Below are 23,817 nucleotides of genomic sequence, written 5' to 3' on the forward strand. Positions count from 1 at the left end.
CTTTCGTCCTCTCTAACCCAACTCAAACGCCCTTGGAAAGCACCGCAGCGGCATGACACGACTTTCATTATGCCGCACTGCAACGTGATCGAAATATTGCAAAATCTTTGGCGCTGATCGGGCAACAAATCCACGCGCGCCAAGACGAGCGCAGATTTCGCACGCAGATTCGTGGCGGGATCAAGAACCCGTGGCCGTGCCGATTCCGGCATCCGGAGCGAACGGCGCCGAAATGGCGCCGCCCTCTCCGGCTGTCCGATCAGAAGAAGCCAAGCTTCTTCGGGCTGTAGCTGACCAGGAGGTTCTTGGTCTGCTGATAATGATCGAGCATCATCTTGTGGGTCTCGCGCCCGACGCCCGACTGCTTGTAGCCGCCGAACGCCGCATGGGCGGGATAGGCGTGGTAGCAGTTGGTCCAGACCCGGCCGGCCTGGATCGCCCGGCCGAAGCGGTAGCAGCGGTTGGCGTCGCGGCTCCAAACGCCGGCTCCGAGGCCGTAGAGCGTGTCGTTGGCGATCTCGAGCGCCTCATCGTCGTTCCTGAATGTCGTGACCGAGACCACGGGGCCGAAGATCTCCTCCTGGAAGATTCGCATCTTGTTGTGGCCCTCGAACACGGTCGGCTGGACATAGAAGCCACCGGCGAGATCGCCTGCGAGTTCGGCACGTCCGCCGCCGGCCAGCACCTTGGCGCCCTCCTGCTTTCCGATGTCGATGTAGGAGAGGATTTTTGCGAGCTGCTCGCCGGAGGCCTGCGCGCCGATCATGGTGTCGGCCGCGCGCGGGTCGCCCTGCTTGATCGCCGCGACGCGCTTCAAGGCCCGCTCCATGAAGCGGTCGTAGATGTCGGCATGGACCAGCGCCCTGCTCGGACAGGTGCAGACCTCGCCCTGGTTCAGCGCGAACATCACAAAACCTTCGATCGCCTTGTCGAAGAAATCGTCGTCCTCGGCGGTGACGTCGCTGAAGAAGATGTTCGGCGACTTGCCGCCGAGCTCCAGCGTGACCGGAATGAGGTTCTGGCTGGCATATTGCATGATCAGCCGGCCCGTCGTGGTCTCGCCGGTGAAGGCGATCTTGGCGATGCGCGGGCTCGAGGCCAGCGGCTTGCCGGCCTCGAGGCCGAAGCCGTTGACGATGTTGAGGACGCCTGATGGCAGGATGTCGGCGATGATCTCGGCCCAGACCATGATCGAGGCCGGGGTCTGCTCGGCGGGCTTGAGCACGACGCAATTACCGGCGGCGAGCGCGGGCGCGAGCTTCCAGCAGGCCATCAGCAGCGGGAAGTTCCAGGGGATGATCTGGCCGACCACGCCGAGCGGCTCGTGGAAATGATAAGCGATGGTGTCGTGGTCGATCTCGCCGATCGAGCCTTCCTGCGCGCGGACGACGCCGGCGAAATAGCGGAAGTGATCGATGGCGAGCGGGATGTCGGCGGCGCGGGTCTCGCGGATCGGTTTGCCGTTGTCCCAGGTCTCGGCGATGGCGAGACGCTCGAGATTGTCTTCCATGCGGTCGGCGATCCGGTTCAGCAGCGCGGCGCGCTCGGCGACGCTGGTGCGGCCCCAGGCGCCCTTGGCGGCATGGGCCGCGTCGAGCGCCAACTCGACGTCCTGCGCGTCCGAGCGCGCGATCTTGCAGACGATCTGGCCTGTCACCGGCGAGGCATTGTCGAAATATTTGCCGGCGACCGGCGCGACGAATTTGCCGCCGATGAAATTGTCGTAGCGTTCGGCAAACGGAACTCTGGTCACACTGAGGAATTCCACCTTGTTCATTGATCACTCCCGATGTCTGCTGTTTGCGCAATTCGTCGCGTTGTCGCGACTTGCGCGGACGATGATGCGGGAGGTGTTCTCTGTCAGCCCCGAGGGGAGCGATGGCGGAGCCGACCTGTCGCAGTTCTGCGACAGTGCCGGAGAGCACCCACGCGTCCCGGACGCGCCGCAACGCTTTTCGCGTTGCCGCGCAGAGCCGGGGGCACGAGACCAAAATTTCAGCGCACCTTGTCGATGCTGCCCTGACGGCTCGGGGAAAAAGCGCCGCTCAGTGATTCAGCCCGAACCGCTTCAACTTCCGGTGCAGCGTGGCGCGGCTGATGCCGAGGGCCTTGGCGGCTGCCGAGACATTGCCGCCGGCGCGGAGCAGCGCGCGCTGGACCACCGCGCGCTGACCGCCGGCAAGATGGTCACGCGCGGCATCGCCGCCGAGGAGATCGGCCGCGGGCACCGGTTGCAATGCCCGGCCAGGAGCAATTCCAAGCGCCGCCCGGGCCGAGCGGGTCGCGCCGATCACGAGGTCGTCCGCATCGACCGCGACGAGGCCGCCGCACTGGCCGTCCGCAGCTTGCGTCAGGACGATACGGGCATGGCTGAACGCCCTGCGGAACAGATCAGCTTCGATACGCCTGGCCGCCTCGCCCGCTGCAAGCGCGATCAGGCTGGAGAATGCATCGGTGCGGTCGGCCCGGCAGGAGGAGACGTCGAGCACGCCCGCCAGCGCCGCCTCGTGGTCGTAGATCGGAACGGCGGTGCAGCTCAGAAGCGTGTTGCGGGTGAAGAAATGCTGGTCGCGGTCGATCGTCAGCGGACGCTGCTCGACCAGGCAGGTGCCGATGCCGTTGGTGCCCTCGTGCTCCTCGCTCCACACCGCACCGGTCCACAGGCCCCAGGACTGAAAGGTCGCGTCGTCCGCCGCCGTGCCGCGACGATCGACCGGCACGCCCTCGCCGTCGGCGAGCAGCACGCAGCAGCCGCTGGCGCCGACGGCCTGATAGAGCCGATCCATCGCGCCTTGCGCAGCGGCCAGCAGCGGCGCGATGCGCTCGCGCGCCTGGAGCAGCTCGGCTTCGGTCAGCCGCATCGGCGAGGTGCGGCCACCGGGATCGAGATGATGCAATCTGGACGAACGGCGCCACGAGGCCACGAGCGCGGACCGTGCCGCCTGGCCTGACGCGATGGCGGCCTCGACACGGGCCGCGTGATGCCGGGGCATTGACCCATTCATCACAGTTTCCTCCGGATGACAGACTAGGATGTGCCGGCGCCGCCTGGTTGATCTGCGTCAACTTCGGCGAGCGCAACAGAAGCCATGAGCCCGCTATGGCGCTGCCGTCAAGGCAGCCCCCCGGTTCTAGAGTTACGACCTTTGCAGGAGGGAAAGGCAGGCGGCGGATTTCGGCAGCGGCTTTCGCTGTCGGTTTCGAAGCTTGCGGAAAGCGCTACTTCGCCGGGATCATCCGAACGAGATCGCGCGGGTTGACGTAGTCGAGCTGGAAGCGCGCCCGCTCGTCCAGCATGTCGGGGTCGATCCGCTCGGACCGCAGCAGCGACACCCGCTGCTCGCTCCTGGCACGCTCACGCTTGAGCTGGGCCAGCTCGCTGGTCAGGGCGATGATCTCCTGGTCGAGTTCCTGGCGGGCGTTGAGGCCGTATTTGCCGGTGTAGGCGTTGACGCCGAAATAGCCGACGATGGCCGCTGCCATCGCATAGAGGGCAAGACCGGTCAGGATCGATTTCAGGCGCGCGCGCGAGACCATCCTGGGAAGATGGGACAGGTTGGTTAAGGGAGTGCTAATTGCCCCTGTCGCCATTCGTCATGCCTGGGCCAAGATTTGGATGGCCAAGACTTTAGCAAAGACGTGGATGGCCGGGACGAGCCCGGCCATGACGGAGCGTGTTGGGCTTCAGCCGTGGTGCTTGGCGACGTGCGCGGCGAAGGCGTCGATATAGGCCTGGAGCACAGGCTTCAGGGAGTCCTTGGTCAGGTTGCCTTCGGCGTCGAAAGCATCGCCGACCGCGTTCAGATAGGCCTCCGGCTGCTGCATGATCGGGCCGGAAATACCGGGCAGGATGTTCTGCAGCGTCTTGGTGGCGCTGACGCCGCCGAGCGGGCCCGGCGAGTTCGAGATGATGCCGACCGGCTTGCCGTTGAACGAGCTCTTGCCGTAGGGGCGCGAGGCAACGTCGATGGCGTTCTTCAGCACACCCGGAATGGCGCGGTTGTATTCCGGCGTCACGAAAATGACGCCGTCCGACTTCTGCAGCTTGTCGCGGAAGGCCAGCCAATCCGCGGGCGGCGCGCCTTCGAGGTCCTGGTTGAAGAACGAGATGCCGGCTGGCGTGACGACCTCGAGCTTGAGCGTGTCAGGCGCAAGCTTGGCCAGCGCATTGGCGATCTTCAGCGAAAAGCTGTCCTTGCGCAGGCTGCCGGCGATCACGACGATGTTGTAGGCCATGGATTGTCCTTGGAGGCTTGGGTGGAAGTGCCGCGGCGGCACTTAAGCGATCCAGCGCAATGGATGCAAGTGCATGAACCGGTCCGATTTGGAAACGCAACGTTTCGCAAAGCAAGATGGTTGCCTAAAAGGATCGGGCCGCCGCAGCGGCCCGATCTCGCCCGAAAGTCGTGGACGTCTCAGATCGTCGGATTCCACGCCGACGGGATCAGGCGGTATTTGGCGCCGTCCTTCTCGACATGGCCGACCGACGGGAAGGTGAAGTGGAAACCGATGACGGTCGCCTTCTCCGCCGCCGCCATGTCGTAGAATTTGTGGCGCGTCTCCTGTGCCAGCGCGGCATCGTTGTCGAACATCACGTGCCAGTCGGGATTGCGCAGGAAGAATTCCGGAATGTTGGTGACATCCGACTGGATCAGCACCTTGGCATCGCCGGAGGCGACGGCGAACGAGGTATGGCCCGGCGTATGGCCGGGGGTTGCGATCGAGGTGATGCCCGGCGCGACCTCCTTGCCCCACTCGAACCTGGTGACCTTGGACTCGAGGCCGGCGAAGGTCTTCTTCACGTTGGCGAAGTAGTTCTTCATCATCGGGTTGGACTCGGCCTTGGCCGCGTTGTCCTCACTGGTCCAGAACTCCCAGTCCTTGCCCGGCACCATGATCTCCGCATTCGGGAAGGCGAGCGCGCCGTCGGCGAGACGGATGCCGTTGGTGTGATCGGGATGCAGATGCGAGAGCAGCACCACGTCGATGTTCTTGGGGTCGACGCCGGCAGCCTGGAGGTTTTGCAGCGTGCGGCCGACCGCGCCCTTGCTCGCCTCGAGATTGGCGACACCGTTGCCGGTGTCGATCAGCACGAGCTTGGAACCGGTGTTGATGAGCTGCGGGTTGAACGGCACCGTGACCATGCCCTTCGGCATGTAGGCCGCCTCGCCTGCGGCCAACGCTTCGTCCTTCGGCTTGTTGGCGACGAATTTGTCCGGCATCGGGAAGGTGCGCGCGCCGTCGTTGATCGAGGTGCACTCGTAGCTGCCGACCTTGTAGCGATAGAAACCCGGCGCCTGCGTCCCGGCTTGTGGCACCGCAGCATTGACGACGGCCGGTCGAAGGCCGGCGACTGCAGCCGCACCGACGGCGGCGGCGCCTGCAAGCAAATGACGGCGATTGAGATCGGTCATGGAGAGGTCCCCTTCTGAGCCCTTGCGGTTTTCCGCATGCAATGGCGGCGGAATAATCCCGCGCTTCGCTCAGAAGGCAAGCCCTTCCTGCGGTGACCTGCCGTCGCAGATCACGATTATTTATTTGGGCTGATGTGGAATTTTTCGCCTATCGACTGTCTGCGCCAGTATCGCTTCGGCGCCTGGCCGTAGACCCGCTTGAAGGCGTGCCCGAAGGCGCTTTCCGACGAATATCCCAGCCGCGCGGCGGTTGCAGAAACGCTGGCGCCAAGCCGCAGTTGGTCGCGTGCCAGCCGCATGCGCCAGCGAAGCAGGTAGTCGAGCGGCGCCAGCCCGACCAGAGACTTGAACCGCTTCGAAAACGCAGATCGCGACATTGCGATCGCGCCGGCCAAAGCGTCCAGGGTCCAGGGGTGAGCGGCGTCTGCGTGCATCAGCCCGATTGCCTTGCCGATCCGGGCATCGACCAGCGCATTGATCCATCCGAGCCCCTCGCCGTCGGTCTGATCCAACGCCGCACGGAGCACCTGGACCAGCAGGACGTCGGCCAGCCTGTTGGTGAGCACCGCCGCTCCAATTCCCCTCCCCCTGATTTCGAGATCGAGAATGCCGAGCGTGGACTGAATGACGGGCGCCGGCGGACTGCGTGACGGTATGAGCAGGAAGCGCGGAAGCGCGTCGAGCAGCAATTCGGCGTCCGACGCTTCAAAGCCGAAACTGCCGGCGAGCAACACGGTATCGCCGCCGGCGTGGCGCGCGACGTCCGACTGCGCCCAATCGAATGCCGCGATACCATCCTCGGGAGCAAGGTGCGCGTCGTTGGCCAGAACATAGGCCGGCGCATGGGAGAGAAGAAAGCAATCGCCGGAGGCAAGCCGATGACGGGCTTCATCGCCGAAATCGATCCAGCATTCGCCTTGAATGACCGCGCCGAATTTCAGGGCGGGTTTTGCCGGGAACCGATACGACCACCTGCCGCCCGCCTCGAACCTCGTACAACGCGCGGCGCGAACGTCCAGGAGCGAGAAGACTTGAGACAAAGGGTCCAAGGTATTGGGTTTCGAGGCCTTGGGTTCCAACGTCTTGTTTGGATGCTTGTCCGAGGGCTTGTCCAAGGCTTGATCCGATCTCGACGATTTTCGACCCGCTAGAGCATAGATCATCCTCGCTTCCGATGCGACGTTCGTCCTGCAAACGAACTGAACGGAACAGCCATGACAGGTATCGCAGGCAAGGTCGTCGCCATCACGGGCGCCAGCAGCGGGATTGGCGAAGCCACCGCCCGGCATCTCTCAGAGCATGGCGCCATCATGGTGCTCGGCGCGCGACGCTCCGACAGACTGGAGATGCTGGCCGCGAACATCGTCTCGAAGGGCGGAAAGGCGTCCTGTCTCGTCACAGACGTCAAGCAGCGCGAGGATGTTGCCGGCCTCGTCGGACTTGCAACAGAGCGGTACGGGAAGCTGGACGTCCTGATCAACAATGCGGGGATTGCCCCGATCTCCCGCCTTGACGACCTCCGGGTCGACGACTGGGACGACATGATCGACGTGAACGTGAAGGGCGTGCTCTACGGGATTGCCGCGGCCTTGCCTGTCTTTCGACAGCAGGGCTTCGGTCATTTCGTCAACATGCTGTCGACCGCCGGGATCAAGATTGTTCCGACGATGGCAGTCTATGCGGGGACGAAGAACGCCGTCAGGGCGATTTCCGAGGGGCTTCGTCAGGAGGCCGGACCGTCGCTTCGAGTGACGACCATCTCTCCCGGTTATGTCGACACCGAGCTCCCCTCCTCGATGACGGATTCCGAGCTAAGGCAACAGGGACAGGCGGCCATGAAAGCAATCGCCATTCCGGCGAGCGCCATCGCCGAAGCCATCGCTTTTGCGATACGCCAACCGGACAATGTGGACGTCGGCGAGATCGTCGTCCGCCCAACTGCGCAGGCATGACGCGTCGAACGAGCCGCCGCGCCCCGCCCCGGAATCATCCGCCCTCGCACACCCCGATTATTTGTTCGGGTTGATGAGGAATTTCTCGCCGGTGGCTCGTTTGGCGTACACGGCGATGTTGGCGGGATCGAGCACCTCGGTCAGCGACACCACCTTGGTGTAGTGGCTGGCGAAGGTGGTCTTGAGCTCGGACGCCACGCGCTGACGCAGGCGGCCGATCTCGGCCGGACCGATGTTCTGAAGGAACGGGGTCAACAGCCAGCCGCCGACGCCCCAGGTCAGTCCGAACGACCGGCTCAGTTCGGTCGGACGGTTGTCCAGGCTGCCGTAGATATAGATCTGCTTGTAGACGTTGGAGCCGTAGCGGCTGTATTCCTTCGCGGTCTTGTTGGCCGCGACTTCCATCGCGGTCAGAATCTGGCTGGCCAGCTTGCCGCCGCCGATGGCGTCGAAGGCGATCGTCGCGCCGGTCTCGACCAGCGCATTGGTGAGATCGTCCGTGAAATCAGGCGCGCTGGAATCCACGACGTACCTGGCGCCGATCTTGTGCAGGATATCGGCCTGCTCCTTGCTCCTGACGATGTTGACGAGGCCGATGCCGTCCTTGATGCAGATCTTGTTGAGCATCTGGCCGAGATTGGAGGCGGCCGCGGTGTGCACGAGCGCCTTATGGCCCTCCCGCCGCATCGTCTCGGTCATGCCGAGCGCGGTCAGCGGATTGACGAACCAGGATGCGCCGTCAGCGGCCGTGGTGCCCGCCGGCAGCTCCATGACGTCGCGGACCTTGAGCACGCGGTACTGCGTGTACATCGCGCCGCCGATCATCGACACCGTCTTGCCCATCAGCGCCTTTGCTGCGTCCGACGATCCGGTCCGGATCACCGTGCCGGCGCCCTCGTTGCCGACCGGCAGCGACTGATCAAGCCGGGCTGCCATCATCCGCATCGCCGCCTCCGGCATCGTCGCGGTGATGACCGGCATCTCCTTGGTGCCGGAGGCCTTGGCGGCCGACATGTCAGCGGGCCCGATCAGCAGGCCGAGGTCGGAGGGGTTGATCGGCGTCGCTTCGACGCGAACCACGACCTCGTCGTCGGCCGGCTCCGGGGTCGGGACATTCGCGAGGGACAATTCCAGCTCGCCGCTCTTCTTCAGCAGCGAGCGCAGTTGCAGTCCGGATGTGCCGTCGCTCATGTCGATCCTCCCCTGTCGTCTCGCGAATATAGGCGCTGGCTTATGCCAGCGCCTTCAGTGCCGCCCTGCCGCCGTAGAGCGCCTGCTTGCCGAGCTGCTGCTCGATGCGCAGGAGCTGGTTGTATTTGGCGGTGCGATCGGAACGTGCAAGGGAGCCGGTCTTGATCTGACCGCAATTGGTGGCGACCGCGAGGTCGGCGATGGTGGAATCTTCGGTCTCGCCGGAGCGGTGCGACATCACGCAGGTGTAGCCGGCCTTGTGCGCCATCTCGACGGCGGCGAGCGTCTCGGTCAGCGTGCCGATCTGGTTGACCTTGATCAGGATCGAGTTGGCGCGGCCGGCCTTGATGCCGTCGGCGAGGCGCTTGACGTTGGTGACGAAGAGGTCGTCGCCGACCAGCTGGCACTTCTTGCCGATCAGATCGGTGATCTCCTTCCAGCCGTCCATGTCGTCCTCCGACATGCCGTCCTCGATGGTGACGATCGGATAGCGCGAGACCAGGTCTGCAAGGTACTTGGCCTGCTCGGAGATCGAACGGGTCTTGCCCTCGCCTTCATAGACGTATTTCCCGTCCTTGAAGAATTCGGTCGAGGCGCAGTCGAGGCCAAGCACGATATCGGTGCCCGCCTTGAAGCCGGCCTTGCCGATCGCGTTCATGACGAAGTCGAGCGCGGCGTCGGCCGACGGCAGGTTCGGGGCGAAGCCGCCCTCGTCGCCGACATTGGTGTTGTGGCCGGCCTTCTTCAGCTCCGACTTCAGCGTGTGGAAGACCTCGGCGCCGTAGCGCAGACCCTCGGCGAAGGAGGACGCGCCGACCGGCAGGATCATGAACTCCTGGAAGTCGATCGGGTTGTCGGCGTGCACGCCGCCATTGATGATGTTCATCATCGGCACCGGCAGCAGGCGCGCCGAGGTGCCGCCGACATAGCGATAGAGCGGCATGTCGAGCGAGTTCGCGGCCGCCTTGGCACACGCGAGCGAGACGCCGAGGATGGCGTTGGCCCCTAACCGGCTCTTGTTCGCGGTGCCGTCGAGGTCGATCATGATCTGGTCGATCTGGGCCTGTTGCTCGGCATCGAGGCCGCTGAGAGCCTCGAAGATCTCGCCATTGACGGCGCCGACCGCCTTGGTGACGCCCTTGCCGAGATAGCGGGCCTTGTCGCCGTCGCGCAGCTCCACGGCTTCATGGGCCCCCGTAGACGCTCCCGAGGGCACCGCAGCACGGCCGAGCGCGCCATCCTCCAGCACGACATCGACCTCGACGGTGGGATTGCCGCGGCTGTCGAGGATTTCTCGTCCGATGATGTCGATGATGGCAGTCATGAGGGCCTCTTTTCAGGAACAAAGGGGGCAGTTGGCGGTGCTTCTACCGCAATGCATCGAGGTGGAAAAGGCCGGGTGACGGCCGGCGGATGATTGGCTAAGAGGGCCGCTCGGAGGCGGCCTCATGTCAAAAAAACCCAGCAAATCGAAGAACTCAAGCCTGAACCCGGCTGCCCTGCAGCTCGGCCACGCCGTGGAATGGCCGGATGCGCCCGAAAAGGCCCAGCTCGACCGCGTGCCCAATCCGCAAAAGGGCACCGATTATCTGGTGCGCTTCACCGTGCCGGAATTCACCTCGCTCTGCCCGGTCACGGGCCAGCCGGACTTCGCGCATCTGATGATCGACTACGCGCCCGGCACCTGGCTGCTGGAGTCGAAATCGCTCAAACTCTACATCGCGAGCTTCCGCAATCACGGCGCCTTCCACGAGGACTGCACCGTCATGATCGGCAAGCGCATCGCCAGCGAGATCAAGCCGAAATGGCTGCGCATCGGCGGCTACTGGTATCCGCGCGGCGGCATCCCGATCGACGTGTTCTGGCAGACCGGCCGCGTGCCGAAGGGCCTGTGGGTGCCGGAGCAAGGCGTCGCGCCCTATCGCGGGCGGGGCTAGAGGGAGATCAACTCATGAAATTGACGTCGGCCATCTTCCGCAACTTCGCCTTCAACCTTGTTCTGGGCCTGCTCAGCGTCCCCTGGCTGACCGGCTCGGCCAATGCCGGCGAGGTTCGCGTGATGATCTCGGGCGGACTGACGGCCGCCTACAAGGCGCTGGTCCCGGAATTCGAGAAGGCCACAGGTCAAAAGGTACTGACGGAATATGGACCGTCGATGGGAACGACGGCGAATGCAATCCCGGTCCGGCTCGAACGCGGCGAACCCGCCGATGTCCTGATCATGGTGGGCTATGCCCTCGCCGACCTCGCGAGCAAGGGCAAGGTCGTTGCCGGCAGCCAGGTCGACTTGACCAGGTCACCGATCGGAATTGCCGTGAAGTCGGGAGCGCCGAAGCCGGACATCAGCTCGGTGGACGCCGTCAAGCACGCACTCCTGGCGGCGAAGACGATCGCCTATTCCGACAGCGCCAGCGGCGTCTATGTCTCGACCGAGATGTTCGACAAGCTCGGCATCACCGACGCCATGAAGGACAAGGCGCGCAAGATCCCGGCGACTCCCGTCGGCGAGATCGTCGCGCATGGCGAGGCCGAGCTCGGCTTCCAGCAGATCAGCGAGCTGAAGCCTGTGAAAGGCATCGATATCGTCGGACCGTTGCCGAACGAATTGCAGAAGATCACGATCTTCTCCGCCGGGATCGCGACCGGTTCGAAGGAGCCCGAGGCCGGCCGGGCCTTGATCAGGTTTTTCGCCTCCCCCGCCGCACGCGACGCGATCATCGCGAGCGGCATGGAGCCGATCCCGGCTGGCGGGGCGAATTAGTACGCGCTGAGCAGATCGACCTTGGCATTTGCCGCGACCAGCCGCCGCGCCAGAATGGCGGCGAGGTTGCGCATGATCTTCAGCGACGTTTCCGGGTGCAGGCGGCGGTAGTCGGCAAAGCTGTCCAGCGGCAGCTCGAGGCACGTGACGGGCGTGTCGGCCAAGACGTCGGCGCTGCGACTTCGCTCCAGCATCGCCATCTCGCCGAATTCCATGCCGGGGCCGAGGGATGCCAGCCGCACCCCGCTCCGCAGCTTCACGCTGACCATGCCGCTCTGGAGAAAGAACAGCGAATTGGCGGGCTCTCCGGCCGCGATGATACGCTGGCCGGCCGCGTAATGCCGTGGGGTGGACAGCCTGACGATCGCCGCGATCTCGTCCGCGTCGAGATCGGCGAGCAACGCCTGCTCGCCGAGATGCGCGCTCTCCTTCACGTCGGTGAAGCCGCCGAAGCGATAGATGACCTGATCCTCGGCCCATTCGATGGCGTCGTCCAGCAGCGCGAAGCGCCTCAGCCGGCGCGGCTCGGCGGTGCGCGCGGCGATCGCCGCCCATACCGCAGAAATCTCCTCGAAGCCGGACAGGATCGCGGTGACGCCGGCACTGCCGAGCGCGCTCAACGTCTCGCCCAGAAGCTCCGCGCCGGCTGCGGTGATGTCGGGGACACGGCGGAAATCGATGATCAGCAGCGGCGCGTTTGGCGGCTCGCTGGTGAGCCGTCGCGTCAGGTAATCGATGGTGCCGAAATTCATCGCCCCGACCAATTCGAGCACGCGGATGTCGCTGTGGCGCTCGTCGAGGATCTGCTGCTCGCGCGGCTGGCGGCTGCGGCGCGAGGAGATGCCGTAGACGTCGTAGTCCGCTATGATGCTCGTGCGGACGTCGGCGTTGCGGTTGAGCATGTGCAGGTCGAACCGCGCCGACAGCGCTTCGCAGACTTTCAGGCCGCGGACGCTGTTGAAGTGATCGTCCAGCAACGGCGAGAATGTGCCGAGCCCCAGTTGCGAAGGCAGCGCGGCGACGATGCCGCCGCCGACGCCGCTCTTGGCGGGAATGCCGACGCGATAGGTCCACTCGCCGGCATAATCGTACATGCCCGAGCTCGTCATAACCGACAGCGTGCGGGCGACGATGTGCGGCGTGATCACCTGCACTCCCGTTACGGGATTGATGCCTCGGTTGGCCAGCGTTGCCGCCATCACCGCGAGGTCGCGCGCGGTGACCAGGACGGCGCATTGTCGGAAATAGACGTCGAGCACGGCGTCGACGTCATCCGGCAGCACCGCGTAATTCCGCAGAAGCCAGGCGATGGCGCGGTTGCGGTTGCCGGTCGCCGTCTCCGAGGCGTGAACGGCATCGTCGACGCCGAGCTCGCGCCCGGCGAACGCGCTGAGCTTCGCGCGGACACGCTCGAAGGCCCCCTTCCCATCCACCTCGTAGATCAAACCCGAACAGGCGATCGCGCCGGCATTGACCATGGGGTTGAAGGGGCGATTGTCGTTGGTGAGCCGGATCGAGTTGAATGCCTCGCCACTCGGCTCGACCCCGATGGTGGCCGCGACGCGCTCTTCACCAACCGTCTCCAGCGCCAGCGCAAAGACGAAGGCTTTCGACACCGACTGGATCGTGAAAGGCGCGTCGCTGTCGCCGACCTCGTAGATGTGCCCGTCGATCGTGACGAGCGCGATCCCGAAATGGTCAGGATTTGCGCGCTTCAGCTCGGGAATGTAGTCGGCGAGCTCGCCGGAATTGTCGGCCCTGAATTCGGCGTGGCAATCGGTCAGGAAACGCCGCAGTGGCGGCTTGGTGGGATATCCGCTCGACCGGATCGCGCCGGCTGCGCTGGTCAAACCGTTGGGCTGGGCGTCCACGATCTCGCACCTCGATTTGCCCAGAATAAAAGCAATTCGTGTGCCATGTATACCGGAGCGACGGTGTCGTGGTAGGGGATCACGCTCCCTTAGGAGATCGACTCGAGCTCAGTGCGCGTCCGACGGGGCCCGCTGCTTCAGCAGCCGGGCGCAGACGAAGCCCAGCACGACCATGATCGCAGCGCTCGCGAACAGGGTCGGCATCTTGCCGGCATGCGCAAGCCCGAGGCCGTAGGCGAGCGGCCCCACAGTCTGCCCCATGAAGAAAAAGAACGAATGCAGCGACAGCGCGGTCGCGCGTGCCTCGACCGAGAGCTCGCTGGCGAACACCTGCAGGCAGCCGTGGGCGATGTAGAAGCCCCATCCCATCACGATGAGATTCAGCGCCTGCACTTCCCAGCGCGGGCCGAAGGCGACGGCAATGAGCTGCGTGGCGACCAGCGTCATGCCCGCGATCATCATGCCCTTGACGCCGAGCCACGGCAGCAGGCGCGACACCGTCAGCGTGTAGAACAGGCCGCCGACCGCAAAGCCGGCGATGACCACGCCGGCGATCGAGAGCGAAGTCTGCCCCTGCTCGAACAGGAACGAGGCGATGTAGGGAAACAAGCCGAGCACGCAGCAGCCTTCGATGAACACCGCCGAATAGCAGACATAGGCGTTCGGATTGGTGAAGATGGTGCGATAGCCAGCCTTCAGTGCCGAAAGGCTCGTCTTTGGCGGGTGCTTGACCTTGGCGCCGCGGAAGCCGGCGGCGACCGCGATCGACGCCACGATCACGAGCCCACCGAGCACCGCGAGCACGCCGCGCCAGCCGAGGAAATCGCCGATCAGGCCTGAAGCCGAGGCGCCGAGCAGATTGCCGGTCATGGCGCCGGCAAGCGTGCGGCTGATCGCGACCTGCCGCTTGTCCGGACCGACGAGATCGCTGGTCAGGCTGAGCGCCACCGGAAACACGCCGCCCGAGCCGATGCCGGCGAGGATGCGGGTCGCAAATAGAACCGAGAACGAGGTCGAGAATGCGCCGAGGATATTGGCAAGGCCGAGCAGCGCGAGGCAGCCGATCATCAGCCGCGTCTTGCCGAACAGATCGGCGGCAGCGCCGACGATCGGCTGGATGATCGAGAAGGTGAAGGCGAACACCGCGGCAAAACCCGCGGCGGTGGCGATGCTGACGCCGAAATCCTCGGCGATGTGCGGCAACACCGGGTCGAGCGCACGTGCCGACAAGGCTGCAGCGAAGCTTGCGCCCGATATGACGTAGAGCGCTGTCGGCAAGCCGTGATCATCCGGCCGCGCCTCGCCTTGCTGCATCAGCGCGGGTTCTTTGCCAGCGTGTCGAACGCCATCAGCCGTGCGATCAGCCCCTCGAACTCGCGCAGCGGCACCATGTTCGGGCCGTCCGAGGGCGCACGGTCCGGGTCGGGATGGGTCTCTATGAAGACGCCGGCAACCCCAACGGCAACGGCTGCGCGTGCGAGCACCGGCACGAACTCGCGCTCGCCGCCCGAGGAGGCGCCCTTCCCGCCGGGCTGCTGCACCGAATGGGTGGCATCGAAAATCACGGGCGCGCCGGTGGTGCGCGCCAGGATCGGCAATGCGCGCATGTCGGAGACCAGCGTGTTGTAGCCGAAGGACGCCCCGCGCTCGGTGACGAGCACGTTGGGATTGTTGGCGCCGGTGATCTTGCTCACCACATTGGTCATGTCCCAGGGCGCGAGGAACTGGCCCTTCTTGACGTTGACGACCCTGCCGGTCGCGGCGGCGGCGAGCAGCAGATCGGTCTGCCGGCACAGGAAGGCCGGGATCTGCAACACGTCTACAGCTTGCGCCACTTCGGCGCACTGCGCGGCATCGTGCACGTCGGTCAGGACAGGCAGGCCGAGCGAGGCGCGGATCTCGGCGAAGATCGGCAGCGACTGCGCGAGGCCCAGCCCGCGCGCAGCGGATGCGCTGGTGCGGTTGGCCTTGTCGAACGAGGTCTTGTAGACGAGGCCGATCTTCAGTCGCGCCGCGATCTCCTTCAGCGCGGAAGCCACCTCCAGCGCATGCTGGCGGCTTTCGAGCTGGCAGGGTCCGGCAATGATCGAGATCGGCAGATCGTTGCCGAATTTGACCGTACCGATGGTGACGACCGGCGCCGCCGAATGCGAAGAGCTCAAGGCCAATCCCTCGTTTCGGCGCGACCATAGCCGCGATCGGGGTCGGATCAACCCTATTCGCCCGGGATTGCTTGAATATCAGGGTTGCGCCGGGGCTCCCGGCGCCTCCCTTGCAGAGCTGCTACTTGACCGACGAGAAGGCGGTCGGCGTCAGGATCTGGCTGACGATGTTGCCGACGATCTGGCCGTCGGCTTCGCTCTCGGCGCGGGCTTTCATCCAGTCCGGATCGGTCATGAACGCGCCCCACTTCTTCTCGCGGTCGGCGAGCGACTCCCAAGCGAGGAAATAGGTCAGTTCCTGGTTGGATTCGCCGATCAGCGTCGTGAAGAACCCGGCCTGCTTGATGCCGTGCTTCTCCCAGATCTTCAGCGTGGCGGTCTCGAACCGCTTCAACAGCGCCGGCAGCCGGCCGGGCACACAACGGTAAATACGCATTTCGTAGATCATTGGAGTCACTTCCCTGCATTGTTATTCTTGCGGCAGGGAGTTGTCGCAACAAACCACGCGATCGTCAAAGGCAAGATGCGCGCTACACCAGCCGGCTCTGCACCATCGCCGCCTGGACGAACGAGGCGAACAGCGGGTGCGGCTCGAACGGCCGCGACTTCAGCTCGGGGTGGAACTGGACGCCGATGAACCAGGGATGGTCTTCGTATTCGACGATCTCGGGCAGCACACCGTCGGGCGACAGGCCTGAGAATTTCAGCCCGTGCTGCTCGAGGCGGTCCTTGTAGGCAGTGTTGACTTCGTAGCGATGGCGGTGGCGCTCGGAAATCTCGGTCGCGCCGCCATAGACCTGCGAGACGCGGCTGCCGCGGTTGAGGGCTGCGGGATAAGCGCCAAGCCGCATGGTGCCGCCGAGGTCGCCGGCGTTCGAGCGCCTCTCGAGCTCGTTGCCTCGCAGCCATTCCGTCATCAGGCCGACCAGCGGCTCCTTGGTCGGGCCGAACTCGGTCGAATTGGCCTCCTCGATGCCGACGAGATTTCGCGCCGCCTCGATGACGGCCATCTGCATGCCGAAGCAGATGCCGAAATACGGCACGTCGCGCTCGCGCGCGAATTGCGCCGCGCGAATTTTGCCTTCCGCTCCGCGCTGGCCGAAGCCGCCGGGCACCAGGATGCCGTTGACGTGTTCGAGGAACGGCGCGGGGTCTTCCTTCTCGAAGATCTCGCTCTCGATCCAGTCGAGATTGACCTTGACCTTGTTGGCGATGCCGCCATGCGACAGCGCCTCGATCAGCGACTTATACGCATCCTTCATACCGGTATATTTGCCGACGATGGCAATGGTGACATCGCCCTCGGGATTGCGGATGCGTTCGTTGATCTGGTGCCAGCTCTTGAGCTCCGGCGGGATGCGTGATTCGATGCCGAAGGCGGCGAGCACTTCGTCGTCCAGGCCCGCCGCGTGATAGGCCTCGGGCACGGCGTAGATGCTGTCGGCATCGCGCGCCTCGATCACCGCGCTCTCGCGCACGTTGCAGAACAGGCCGAGCTTGCGCCGCTCTTCCTTAGGGATCTCGCGATCGGTGCGGCAGAGCAGGATGTCCGGCTGGATGCCGATCGAACGCAGCTCCTTCACGGAGTGCTGCGTCGGCTTGGTCTTCAACTCGCCGGCGCTCGGAATGTAAGGCAGCAGCGTGAGGTGGATGTAGATGGCGTGATCGCGCGGTAGCTCGTTCTTGAGCTGGCGGATCGCCTCGAAGAACGGCAGGCCCTCGATGTCGCCGACGGTGCCGCCGATCTCGACCAGCACGAAGTCGTAATCGTCGTTCCCGGAGAGGACGAATTCCTTGATGGCGTTGGTGACGTGCGGAACCACCTGGATGGTCGCGCCGAGATAATCGCCGCGGCGCTCCTTGGAGATGATGTCCTGGTAGATGCGTCCCGTGGTGATGTTGTCCTGCTTGGTCGCGGGACGGCCGGTGAAGCGCTCGTAGTGACCGAGATCGAGATCGGTCTCCGCGCCGTCATCGGTCACGAACACTTCGCCGTGCTGATACGGCGACATCGTTCCGGGATCGAGGTTGAGATAAGGGTCGAGCTTGCGGAGGCGGACCTTGTAGCCCCGGGCTTGCAACAGCGCACCGAGTGCAGCTGAAGCCAGACCCTTGCCGAGCGAAGAAACCACGCCGCCGGTGATGAATATGTACCGCGCCATGGGACTTAACCTCTAATCCCCAAAATTCGATTCGCCAAAGCGATTCGCATTCCGCCCCGAAGATTTCGCGGGCCTGTGGGTGAGCCAGAATTGAGAGTGGTGACAGTGCCTTGATGGGGATTGTTGATGCAGGACGGTAGCCACCGCCCTGCATGGCCCCCCTGCTTTATTGCGAGCGAGGCACCTGCGGGCCGCTCGGAGCCGGCGCCTGCTGCTGCTCGTCGGCCTTCTTCAGCGAATCCAGGATGCCGCCCGACGTCGGCGGCGCGATCGGCGATCCGCCGGCGGGTTGGCCCTGCGAGGCCGGCGTACCGATGATCGACGACGGCGCGCGGCTGTAGCCCGCATGCCAGGACAGGAACATGCTGGTGAGGAAGAAGCCCGCGGCGAGGACCGCGGTGGTCCGCGTCAAAAGGTTGGCGGTGCCACGGCTCGACATGAAGCCTGCGCCGCCGCCCATGCCGAGGCCGCCGCCTTCCGACTTCTGGAGCAGGACAGCGCCGATCATGACGGCGACGATCATGAGGTGGATGACGATGACAACGGTCTGCATAGTATCCTTCCGTCACAAGCGGGCGGCGCCTGACGGCGGCCGATCGCGCTTCGCGGGTTTTCCTGAAGTTGCGCGGTGTTACACGATCAGACCGGCCATTGCCACCCCCGATCGGCCCCGGCCGCGCCGTGAGGTTAGCTAGGGGCAACCCTTAGTTAGGACAGCCCTTTAATTAGGACAGCCCTTGGCAATCGCAAGGAAATCCGCCGCCTTCAGACTGGCGCCGCCGACCAGCGCACCATTGACGTTCTTGACCGCCATCAGTTCGGCCGCATTCGAGGGCTTGACCGAGCCGCCGTAGAGGATGCGCATCCTGGCACCATCGGCCTTGAACCGGGAGGTCAGGAGTTCCCGGATAACTCCATGAATCTGCTCGACATCCTGGGCCGTGGGGGTCAGGCCGGTCCCGATCGCCCAGACCGGCTCATAGGCCACGACAAGATTCGCGGCCGTCGAGCTCTCAGGCAGGGAGCCGGCGAGCTGCCCGCGGAGGATGTCCAGGGTCTGGCCGGCATCGCGCTGGGCTTGGGTCTCGCCGATGCAGACGATCGCCGTCGCGCCGGCGCGCCAGGCGGCCTCGGCCTTCTGCCGGACCAGGGCATCGCCCTCGCCATGGTCGGCGCGGCGTTCGGAATGGCCGACGATGACAGCCCTCGCCCCCGCGTCCACCAGCATTTCGGCCGAGATATCGCCGGTATGCGCGCCGGAGGCTTTGGGATGGCAATCCTGGGCCCCCACCGCGACCTTCTTGCCGCGCGCCTTGTCGGCGAAGGCGGCAATCAAGGTCGCCGGCGGACAGACCAGCAGATCGGCTTTTGCGGCCACATCTGCCGCGCCGTTGAGCATGGCGTCGAACTCGGCAGCCTGGGCCTTCAGGCCGTTCATTTTCCAATTGCCGGCGATCAGCGGGCGGATGGCGTCGGTCATGTCAATGTCCAGCAAAATGAGGTTTGTGCATGCGCTAGCAGAGCTGCCGCGGCAGTTCCAGAGCCAGGGGCCTTTAACCGCAGCTTCGAACGGCCGCGTGACCCGAGGTTGCGGGGGGAAAGCCGCCACTTTATGATGATTGATCAATTTGGTGACGCGCTTTTGCTGAATCTGCATTAAGACGCGGTCCCGTTCCCCTCCTGCTCAAACAAGTTGGACCAAATGCTTCGAGGAATGCGCAAGGCCTCATCAAACTGGCTCGGCAAGACCATTATGGCCATCGTGATGGGCGTGTTGATCATCAGCTTCGGCGTTTGGGGCATCGCCGACATCTTCAAGGGCTTCGGGCAGTCCACGGTCGCCAAGGTCGGCAGCACCGAGATCTCGCTGAACGAGTTCCGCCAGATATACACGGACCGCCTGCAGCAGATCAGCCGCCAGTTCGGGCGCCCGCTGACGCCCGACCAGGCGCGTGCCTTTGGCCTCGACCGCCAGGTGCTGCAGCAGACCATCGCCGAAGCCGCCCTCGACGAAGAGGCGCGCCGGCTCGGGCTCGGCCAGTCCGACGACCAGATCCGCCAGGTCATCATGAACGACCCCAACTTCAAGGGCGTCGGCGGCAATTTCGATGCGAACCGCTTTCAGGCCGTGATCCGCAATTTCGGCTACACCGAGCAGCGCTACGTCGCCGAGCAGCGCAAGGTGTCGCTGCGTCGGCAGATCACCGGCACGATCGGGGCAGGCCTCGAGCCGTCGAAAGCCATGATCGACGTGCTGACGCGCTTCCAGAACGAGCAGCGCGCCATTGATTTCGTCAGGCTCGATACCGCCCAGGCCGGCCAGATCGACGCGCCCTCGCCCGAGGCACTCGCGGCCTATTTCGAGGACCACAAGGTCCAGTTCCGCGCGCCCGAATACCGCAAGATTTCCTTCGTCGTGGTCTCGCCGGAAGAGATCGGCAAGTGGAGCGACGTGTCGGACGAAGACGCCAAGAAGGTGTTCGAGCAGCGCAAGGACCGGCTCGGCACGCCGGAGAAGCGCCAGATCCAGCAGATCGTCTTCCCCAACGCTGCCGAAGCGCAAACCGCACGGGAGCGTCTCGTCGGCGGCATGTCGTTCGAGGACCTCGGCAAGGAACGCGGGCTGAGCGCCTCCGATGTCGACCTTGGCCTCGTCACCAAATCTTCGCTCGATGCTGCGGTCGGCGAAGCCGCCTTCGCGCTTCCCGCCGGCGAGATCAGCCAGCCGATCCAGGGCGCGCTCGGCACGTCCATCGTCAAGGTCGACAAGATCGAGCCCGGCAAGGAGGCGGACTTTGCCAGCGCCGTCGGCGACATCAAGCGCGAGATCGCCACCGAACGCGCGCGCGTCAAGGTCGCCGATCTCCGCGACAAGATGGAAGACGAGCGCGGCGGCGGCGCCAGCGTGATCGACGCGGCGCAGAAGCTCGGCCTCACCGCCGTGACCATCGACGCTGTCGACCGCTCCGGCCGCGCCCCGAACGGCCAGCCGGTCGCCAACATTCCGCAGGGCCTCGACGTGGTGTCGCAGGCCTTCAACACCGATGTCGGCGTCGACAACGACTCGATCTCCTACAAGGGCGGCTATGTCTGGTACGACGTGCTCGCCATCACGCCTTCGCGCGACCGCAATCTGGACGAGGTTCGCGACCAGGTCGAGGCGCGCTGGCGCCAGGACCAGATCTCCGCCAAGCTGAAGGTCAAGGCGACCGAGATAGTGCAGAAGCTCGAAGCCGGCGGCAAGCTCGCGGATGAAGCCGCAACGATCGGCGCCAAGGTCGAGACCGCGACCGGCTTCAAGCGCGATGACACGCCCGCCAGCGTGCCCGCAGCGGTCGTCGCGGCCGCCTTCCGCACCGCCAAGGACGGCGTCGGGCAGACGCCCGTGACCGGCGGTGCCGAAGTGATCGTGTTCCGCGTCACCGACATCGTCGATCCCGCGGTCGACGCCGCCTCCGAGGCAGTCAAGAAGCTGAAGGAAAGCCTCGACCGTGCCCAGACCGAGGAGCAGGTCGCCTCCTACGTCAACAAGCTTGAAACCGACATCGGGACCACCATTAATCAGGCCGCCTTCGCGCAGGTGACCGGCGCGAACCAGCAGTAAGTTGAAAGCACGCGATGGACGACCTGAAATCGATCATTGGAAAAGTGGCGACCGGCGCCAGCCTGTCGCGTGACGAAGCGGCTTCCGCCTTCGACGCCATGATGTCGGGCGAAGCCACGCCCTCGCAGATGGGCGGCCTGTTGATGGCGCTGCGGGTGCGCGGCGAAACCGTGGACGAGATCACCGGGGCCGTCTCGGCAATGCGTTCCAAGATGCTGGGCGTGACGGCACCAGCCGACGCCGTCGACATCGTCGGCACCGGCGGCGACGGCTCCGGTTCGGTCAACGTCTCGACCTGCGCCTCCTTCATCGTCTCGGGCGCCGGCGTGCCGGTGGCCAAGCACGGCAACCGCGCGCTGTCGTCGCGCTCGGGCGCCGCCGACGTGCTTGCCTCGCTCGGGGTGAAGATCGACCTCAGGCCCGAGCAGGTCAGCCGCTGCGTGCGCGAATGCGGCATCGGGTTCATGTTCGCCCCCGCCCACCACCCGGCCATGAAGAACGTCGGCCCGACCCGGGTCGAACTCGCCACACGCACGATCTTCAATCTGCTCGGGCCCCTGTCCAACCCGGCCGGCGTGAAGCGGCAGATGGTCGGTGTATTCTCGCGGCAATGGGTCCAGCCGCTGGCGCAGGTGCTGAAGAACCTCGGCTCCGAATCCGCCTGGGTGGTGCACGGCTCCGACGGCCTCGACGAGATCACCCTCACCGGCCCGACCTTCGTCTCCGCACTCCACGATGGCGAGATCCGGAACTTCGAGGTGACGCCGGAGGACGCCGGCCTGCCGCGTTGCGAGGCCGGCGCGCTCAAGGGCGGTGACGCCGACGCCAATGCGATCGCCTTGCAGAGCGTGCTCGACGGCAAGCCGAGCGCCTACCGCGACGTCGCGCTGATGAACGCCGCAGCCGCGCTGGTCGTGGCCGGCCGCGCCAAGGACCTCAAGGAGGGCGTCGCGATCGGCGCCCGTTCGATCGACAGCGGCGCGGCCAACGCGAAGCTGAAGCACCTGATCGCGATCTCCAACAGCTGAATTGCGCATGTCCGACATCCTGACCAAGATCGAAGCCTACAAGCGCGAAGAGATCGCCGCCGCCAAGCGCGCGCAGCCGCTGTCGGCCGTCGAGGCGAAGGCCAAGGCGCAGGCCGCGCCGCGCGGCTTCGTGCGCGCGATCAAGGCCAAACACGCCAATGGCGACTACGCGCTGATCGCGGAGGTGAAGAAAGCCTCGCCCTCGAAGGGACTGATCCGCGCGGATTTCGATCCTCCCCAGCTCGCCAGGGCCTATGAAGCCGGCGGCGCGGCCTGCCTGTCGGTGTTGACCGACACGCCCTCGTTCCAGGGTCATCTGGACTTCATGGTGGCGGCGCGCACGGCGACGTCACTGCCGGTGCTGCGCAAGGACTTCATGTTCGACACCTACCAGGTGGCGGAGGCGCGTGCGCACGGCGCCGACTGCATCCTGATCATCATGGCGGCGCTCGATGATGCCACCGCCAAGGACCTCGAAGACGCCGCAATCGCCTACGGCATGGACGTGCTGATCGAGATCCACGACCGCGCCGAGCTCGACCGCGCGCTGAAGCTCCGCTCGCCGATGATCGGCGTCAACAACCGCAATCTTCGTACTTTCGAGACCACGCTCGCGACCAGCGAAATGCTGGCGCCGCTGATCCCCAAGCAACGGCTGATGGTCGGCGAGAGCGGCATCTTCACGCCTGCCGATCTCGCCCGGCTCGAGCGCGTCGGCATGTCGACCTTCCTGGTCGGCGAGAGCCTGATGCGACAGGCCGACGTCACCGCGGCGACGCGCACGCTGCTCGCGCGCGAGACGAAGGCGCGCGCGACGGGCACGCGCTGACATGGCGCGCAAAGACATGGCGCGCAAGAATTTGGCGCGCAAGGATATGGCGCGCAAGAATTTGGCGCGCAAGCCGTCCAAGAAGACCGCCCCGGCCCTCACCCATATCGGCGCCTCCGGCGAGGCGCGGATGGTCGACGTCTCGGACAAACCCGCGACCGAGCGGCTTGCGGTCGCGGAAGGCCGCGTCGTCATGACCAGGGCGACGCTCGATCTGATCGTCTCCGGCAACGCCAAGAAGGGCGACGTGCTCGGCACCGCCCGCATCGCCGGTATCATGGCCGCCAAGCGCACCTCGGAGCTGATCCCGCTCTGTCATCCGCTCGCGCTGTCGAAGGTGACGCTCGACATCGAGCCCGACGTGACATTGCCGGGCTGCCTCGTTCGCGCCAGCGTGAAAGTGACGGGACCGACCGGCGTCGAGATGGAGGCCCTCACCGCCGTGTCGGTCGCCTGCCTCACCATCTACGACATGATCAAGGCGGTCGAGCGCGGCGTTCGCATCGAGGGCATCCATCTGGTCGAGAAGCTCGGCGGCAAGTCCGGCCACTATCGCGCTTGATCGCGTTACTTCAGCGACGTGCTGATCGAGGTGAACTTGGCGTTGAGCTTGGTGCCCATGCCGTTCACGACGGTGATGATGGCCAGCGCGATGCCGGCCGCGATCAGGCCGTACTCGATCGCGGTTGCCCCACTCTCGTCGGCAAGGAAGTTCATCAGGGTGTTCTTCATCGTCGCGTCCTCTCTGTGTTGTCAGCAGGCATCTCGCAAATCACGTGCCAATGCCGATGTGAGGATCGCCAACACGTTAGATGGTTAGTCCTTGGTTGATTTTGGCGCGGC

Annotated in this window: 23 protein-coding genes; 7 read left to right on the forward strand and 16 right to left on the reverse strand. The window is 65.0% G+C overall.

Features of this window, described 5'->3' with window-relative positions; genetic code table 11:
• Positions 1–259 precede the first annotated feature (259 nt).
• From adh to CIT40_RS18180, 6 genes are all read right to left on the reverse strand, one after another.
• Positions 260–1,777 carry an aldehyde dehydrogenase gene (adh, locus tag CIT40_RS18155; protein ID WP_094890464.1) on the reverse strand — a complete coding sequence of 506 codons (1,518 nt, stop codon included), beginning with the start codon at positions 1,775–1,777 and terminating at the stop codon, positions 260–262.
• A 268-nt stretch (positions 1,778–2,045) separates the two neighbouring features.
• A complete protein-coding gene (locus tag CIT40_RS18160) occupies positions 2,046–3,005 on the reverse strand; it encodes a helix-turn-helix domain-containing protein (protein ID WP_162307553.1) in 960 nt (319 codons plus the stop codon).
• Between the two features lie 214 nt (positions 3,006–3,219).
• Positions 3,220–3,537, reverse strand: coding sequence for an FtsB family cell division protein (locus CIT40_RS18165; RefSeq protein WP_028141594.1), 318 nt, complete (start codon positions 3,535–3,537; stop codon positions 3,220–3,222).
• A gap of 147 nt (positions 3,538–3,684) precedes the next feature.
• Positions 3,685–4,236, reverse strand: a complete 552-nt coding sequence (locus tag CIT40_RS18170) for an NADPH-dependent FMN reductase (protein WP_094890466.1) — start codon at positions 4,234–4,236, stop codon at positions 3,685–3,687.
• Positions 4,237–4,415: 179 nt separating this feature from the next.
• On the reverse strand, positions 4,416–5,414 hold the full coding sequence (locus CIT40_RS18175) for an MBL fold metallo-hydrolase (RefSeq protein WP_094890530.1): 999 nt from the start codon (positions 5,412–5,414) through the stop codon (positions 4,416–4,418).
• 116 nt (positions 5,415–5,530) lie between these two features.
• Positions 5,531–6,493: an AraC family transcriptional regulator gene (locus tag CIT40_RS18180; protein WP_244612007.1), complete on the reverse strand. Its 963-nt coding sequence runs from the start codon at positions 6,491–6,493 to the stop codon at positions 5,531–5,533.
• Between the two features lie 135 nt (positions 6,494–6,628).
• On the opposite strand from CIT40_RS18180, the gene CIT40_RS18185 reads away from it, so the two are divergent.
• Entirely contained in the window at positions 6,629–7,366 is a 738-nt protein-coding gene (locus CIT40_RS18185; RefSeq protein WP_094890468.1) for an SDR family oxidoreductase, read from the forward strand.
• Between the two features lie 57 nt (positions 7,367–7,423).
• Here the strand turns inward: CIT40_RS18185 and CIT40_RS18190 are convergent, their stop codons facing one another.
• Both CIT40_RS18190 and eno read right to left on the reverse strand, forming a co-directional pair.
• Positions 7,424–8,557, reverse strand: a complete 1,134-nt coding sequence (locus tag CIT40_RS18190) for a zinc-binding dehydrogenase (RefSeq protein ID WP_094890469.1) — start codon at positions 8,555–8,557, stop codon at positions 7,424–7,426.
• A 40-nt stretch (positions 8,558–8,597) separates the two neighbouring features.
• Complete coding sequence (gene eno, locus CIT40_RS18195; RefSeq protein ID WP_094890470.1) at positions 8,598–9,881, reverse strand: phosphopyruvate hydratase; 1,284 nt, start codon at positions 9,879–9,881, stop codon at positions 8,598–8,600.
• A 124-nt stretch (positions 9,882–10,005) separates the two neighbouring features.
• Here eno and queF point away from each other — a divergent pair, with 124 nt between their 5' ends.
• Both queF and CIT40_RS18205 read left to right on the forward strand, forming a co-directional pair.
• Positions 10,006–10,494, forward strand: coding sequence for a preQ(1) synthase (queF, locus tag CIT40_RS18200; protein WP_094890471.1), 489 nt, complete (start codon positions 10,006–10,008; stop codon positions 10,492–10,494).
• 14 nt (positions 10,495–10,508) lie between these two features.
• Positions 10,509–11,318 (forward strand): substrate-binding domain-containing protein, encoded by an 810-nt coding sequence (locus CIT40_RS18205; protein WP_094890472.1) that lies wholly within the window; start codon positions 10,509–10,511, stop codon positions 11,316–11,318.
• On the opposite strand, the gene glsA is transcribed toward CIT40_RS18205, so the two are convergent.
• The 7 genes from glsA to tpiA all read right to left on the reverse strand — a co-directional run bounded on the left by glsA (position 11,315) and on the right by tpiA (position 18,993).
• Positions 11,315–13,189 (reverse strand): glutaminase A, encoded by a 1,875-nt coding sequence (gene glsA / locus CIT40_RS18210; RefSeq protein ID WP_094890473.1) that lies wholly within the window; start codon positions 13,187–13,189, stop codon positions 11,315–11,317. The genes CIT40_RS18205 and glsA overlap by 4 nt on opposite strands.
• 108 nt (positions 13,190–13,297) lie before the next feature.
• Positions 13,298–14,503, reverse strand: a complete 1,206-nt coding sequence (locus tag CIT40_RS18215; RefSeq protein WP_094890474.1) for an MFS transporter — start codon at positions 14,501–14,503, stop codon at positions 13,298–13,300.
• Complete coding sequence (kdsA, locus tag CIT40_RS18220) at positions 14,503–15,351, reverse strand: 3-deoxy-8-phosphooctulonate synthase (RefSeq protein WP_094890475.1); 849 nt, start codon at positions 15,349–15,351, stop codon at positions 14,503–14,505. The genes CIT40_RS18215 and kdsA overlap by 1 nt, the downstream gene beginning before the upstream one ends.
• 121 nt (positions 15,352–15,472) lie before the next feature.
• Positions 15,473–15,799 carry an NIPSNAP family protein gene (locus CIT40_RS18225; RefSeq protein WP_094890476.1) on the reverse strand — a complete coding sequence of 109 codons (327 nt, stop codon included), beginning with the start codon at positions 15,797–15,799 and terminating at the stop codon, positions 15,473–15,475.
• Between the two features lie 82 nt (positions 15,800–15,881).
• The gene (locus tag CIT40_RS18230; protein ID WP_094890477.1) at positions 15,882–17,513 is read right to left on the reverse strand and encodes a CTP synthase; all 1,632 of its coding nucleotides are present in this window, start codon (positions 17,511–17,513) and stop codon (positions 15,882–15,884) included.
• Positions 17,514–17,679: 166 nt separating this feature from the next.
• Positions 17,680–18,066, reverse strand: coding sequence for a preprotein translocase subunit SecG (secG, locus tag CIT40_RS18235; protein ID WP_094890478.1), 387 nt, complete (start codon positions 18,064–18,066; stop codon positions 17,680–17,682).
• A gap of 168 nt (positions 18,067–18,234) precedes the next feature.
• Entirely contained in the window at positions 18,235–18,993 is a 759-nt protein-coding gene (gene tpiA / locus CIT40_RS18240; protein ID WP_094890479.1) for a triose-phosphate isomerase, read from the reverse strand.
• Positions 18,994–19,215: 222 nt separating this feature from the next.
• Between tpiA and CIT40_RS18245 the strand changes: the two genes are divergently transcribed.
• From CIT40_RS18245 to moaC, 4 genes are read left to right on the forward strand one after another with little or no spacing between them, the layout of a single operon-like run.
• Complete coding sequence (locus tag CIT40_RS18245) at positions 19,216–21,117, forward strand: SurA N-terminal domain-containing protein (protein ID WP_094890480.1); 1,902 nt, start codon at positions 19,216–19,218, stop codon at positions 21,115–21,117.
• A 14-nt stretch (positions 21,118–21,131) separates the two neighbouring features.
• Entirely contained in the window at positions 21,132–22,145 is a 1,014-nt protein-coding gene (gene trpD, locus CIT40_RS18250) for an anthranilate phosphoribosyltransferase (RefSeq protein WP_094890481.1), read from the forward strand.
• 7 nt (positions 22,146–22,152) lie between these two features.
• Positions 22,153–22,974, forward strand: coding sequence for an indole-3-glycerol phosphate synthase TrpC (gene trpC, locus CIT40_RS18255; protein WP_094890482.1), 822 nt, complete (start codon positions 22,153–22,155; stop codon positions 22,972–22,974).
• A 46-nt stretch (positions 22,975–23,020) separates the two neighbouring features.
• The gene (gene moaC, locus CIT40_RS18260; RefSeq protein ID WP_094890531.1) at positions 23,021–23,536 is read left to right on the forward strand and encodes a cyclic pyranopterin monophosphate synthase MoaC; all 516 of its coding nucleotides are present in this window, start codon (positions 23,021–23,023) and stop codon (positions 23,534–23,536) included.
• A gap of 5 nt (positions 23,537–23,541) precedes the next feature.
• Here moaC and CIT40_RS18265 read toward each other — a convergent pair whose 3' ends face one another.
• Positions 23,542–23,706, reverse strand: a complete 165-nt coding sequence (locus tag CIT40_RS18265) for a Flp family type IVb pilin (protein ID WP_094890483.1) — start codon at positions 23,704–23,706, stop codon at positions 23,542–23,544.
• Between the last annotated feature and the right edge of the window lie 111 nt (positions 23,707–23,817).

The sequence above is a fragment of the Bradyrhizobium amphicarpaeae genome, from assembly GCF_002266435.3.
Lineage (GTDB): Bacteria > Pseudomonadota > Alphaproteobacteria > Rhizobiales > Xanthobacteraceae > Bradyrhizobium > Bradyrhizobium amphicarpaeae.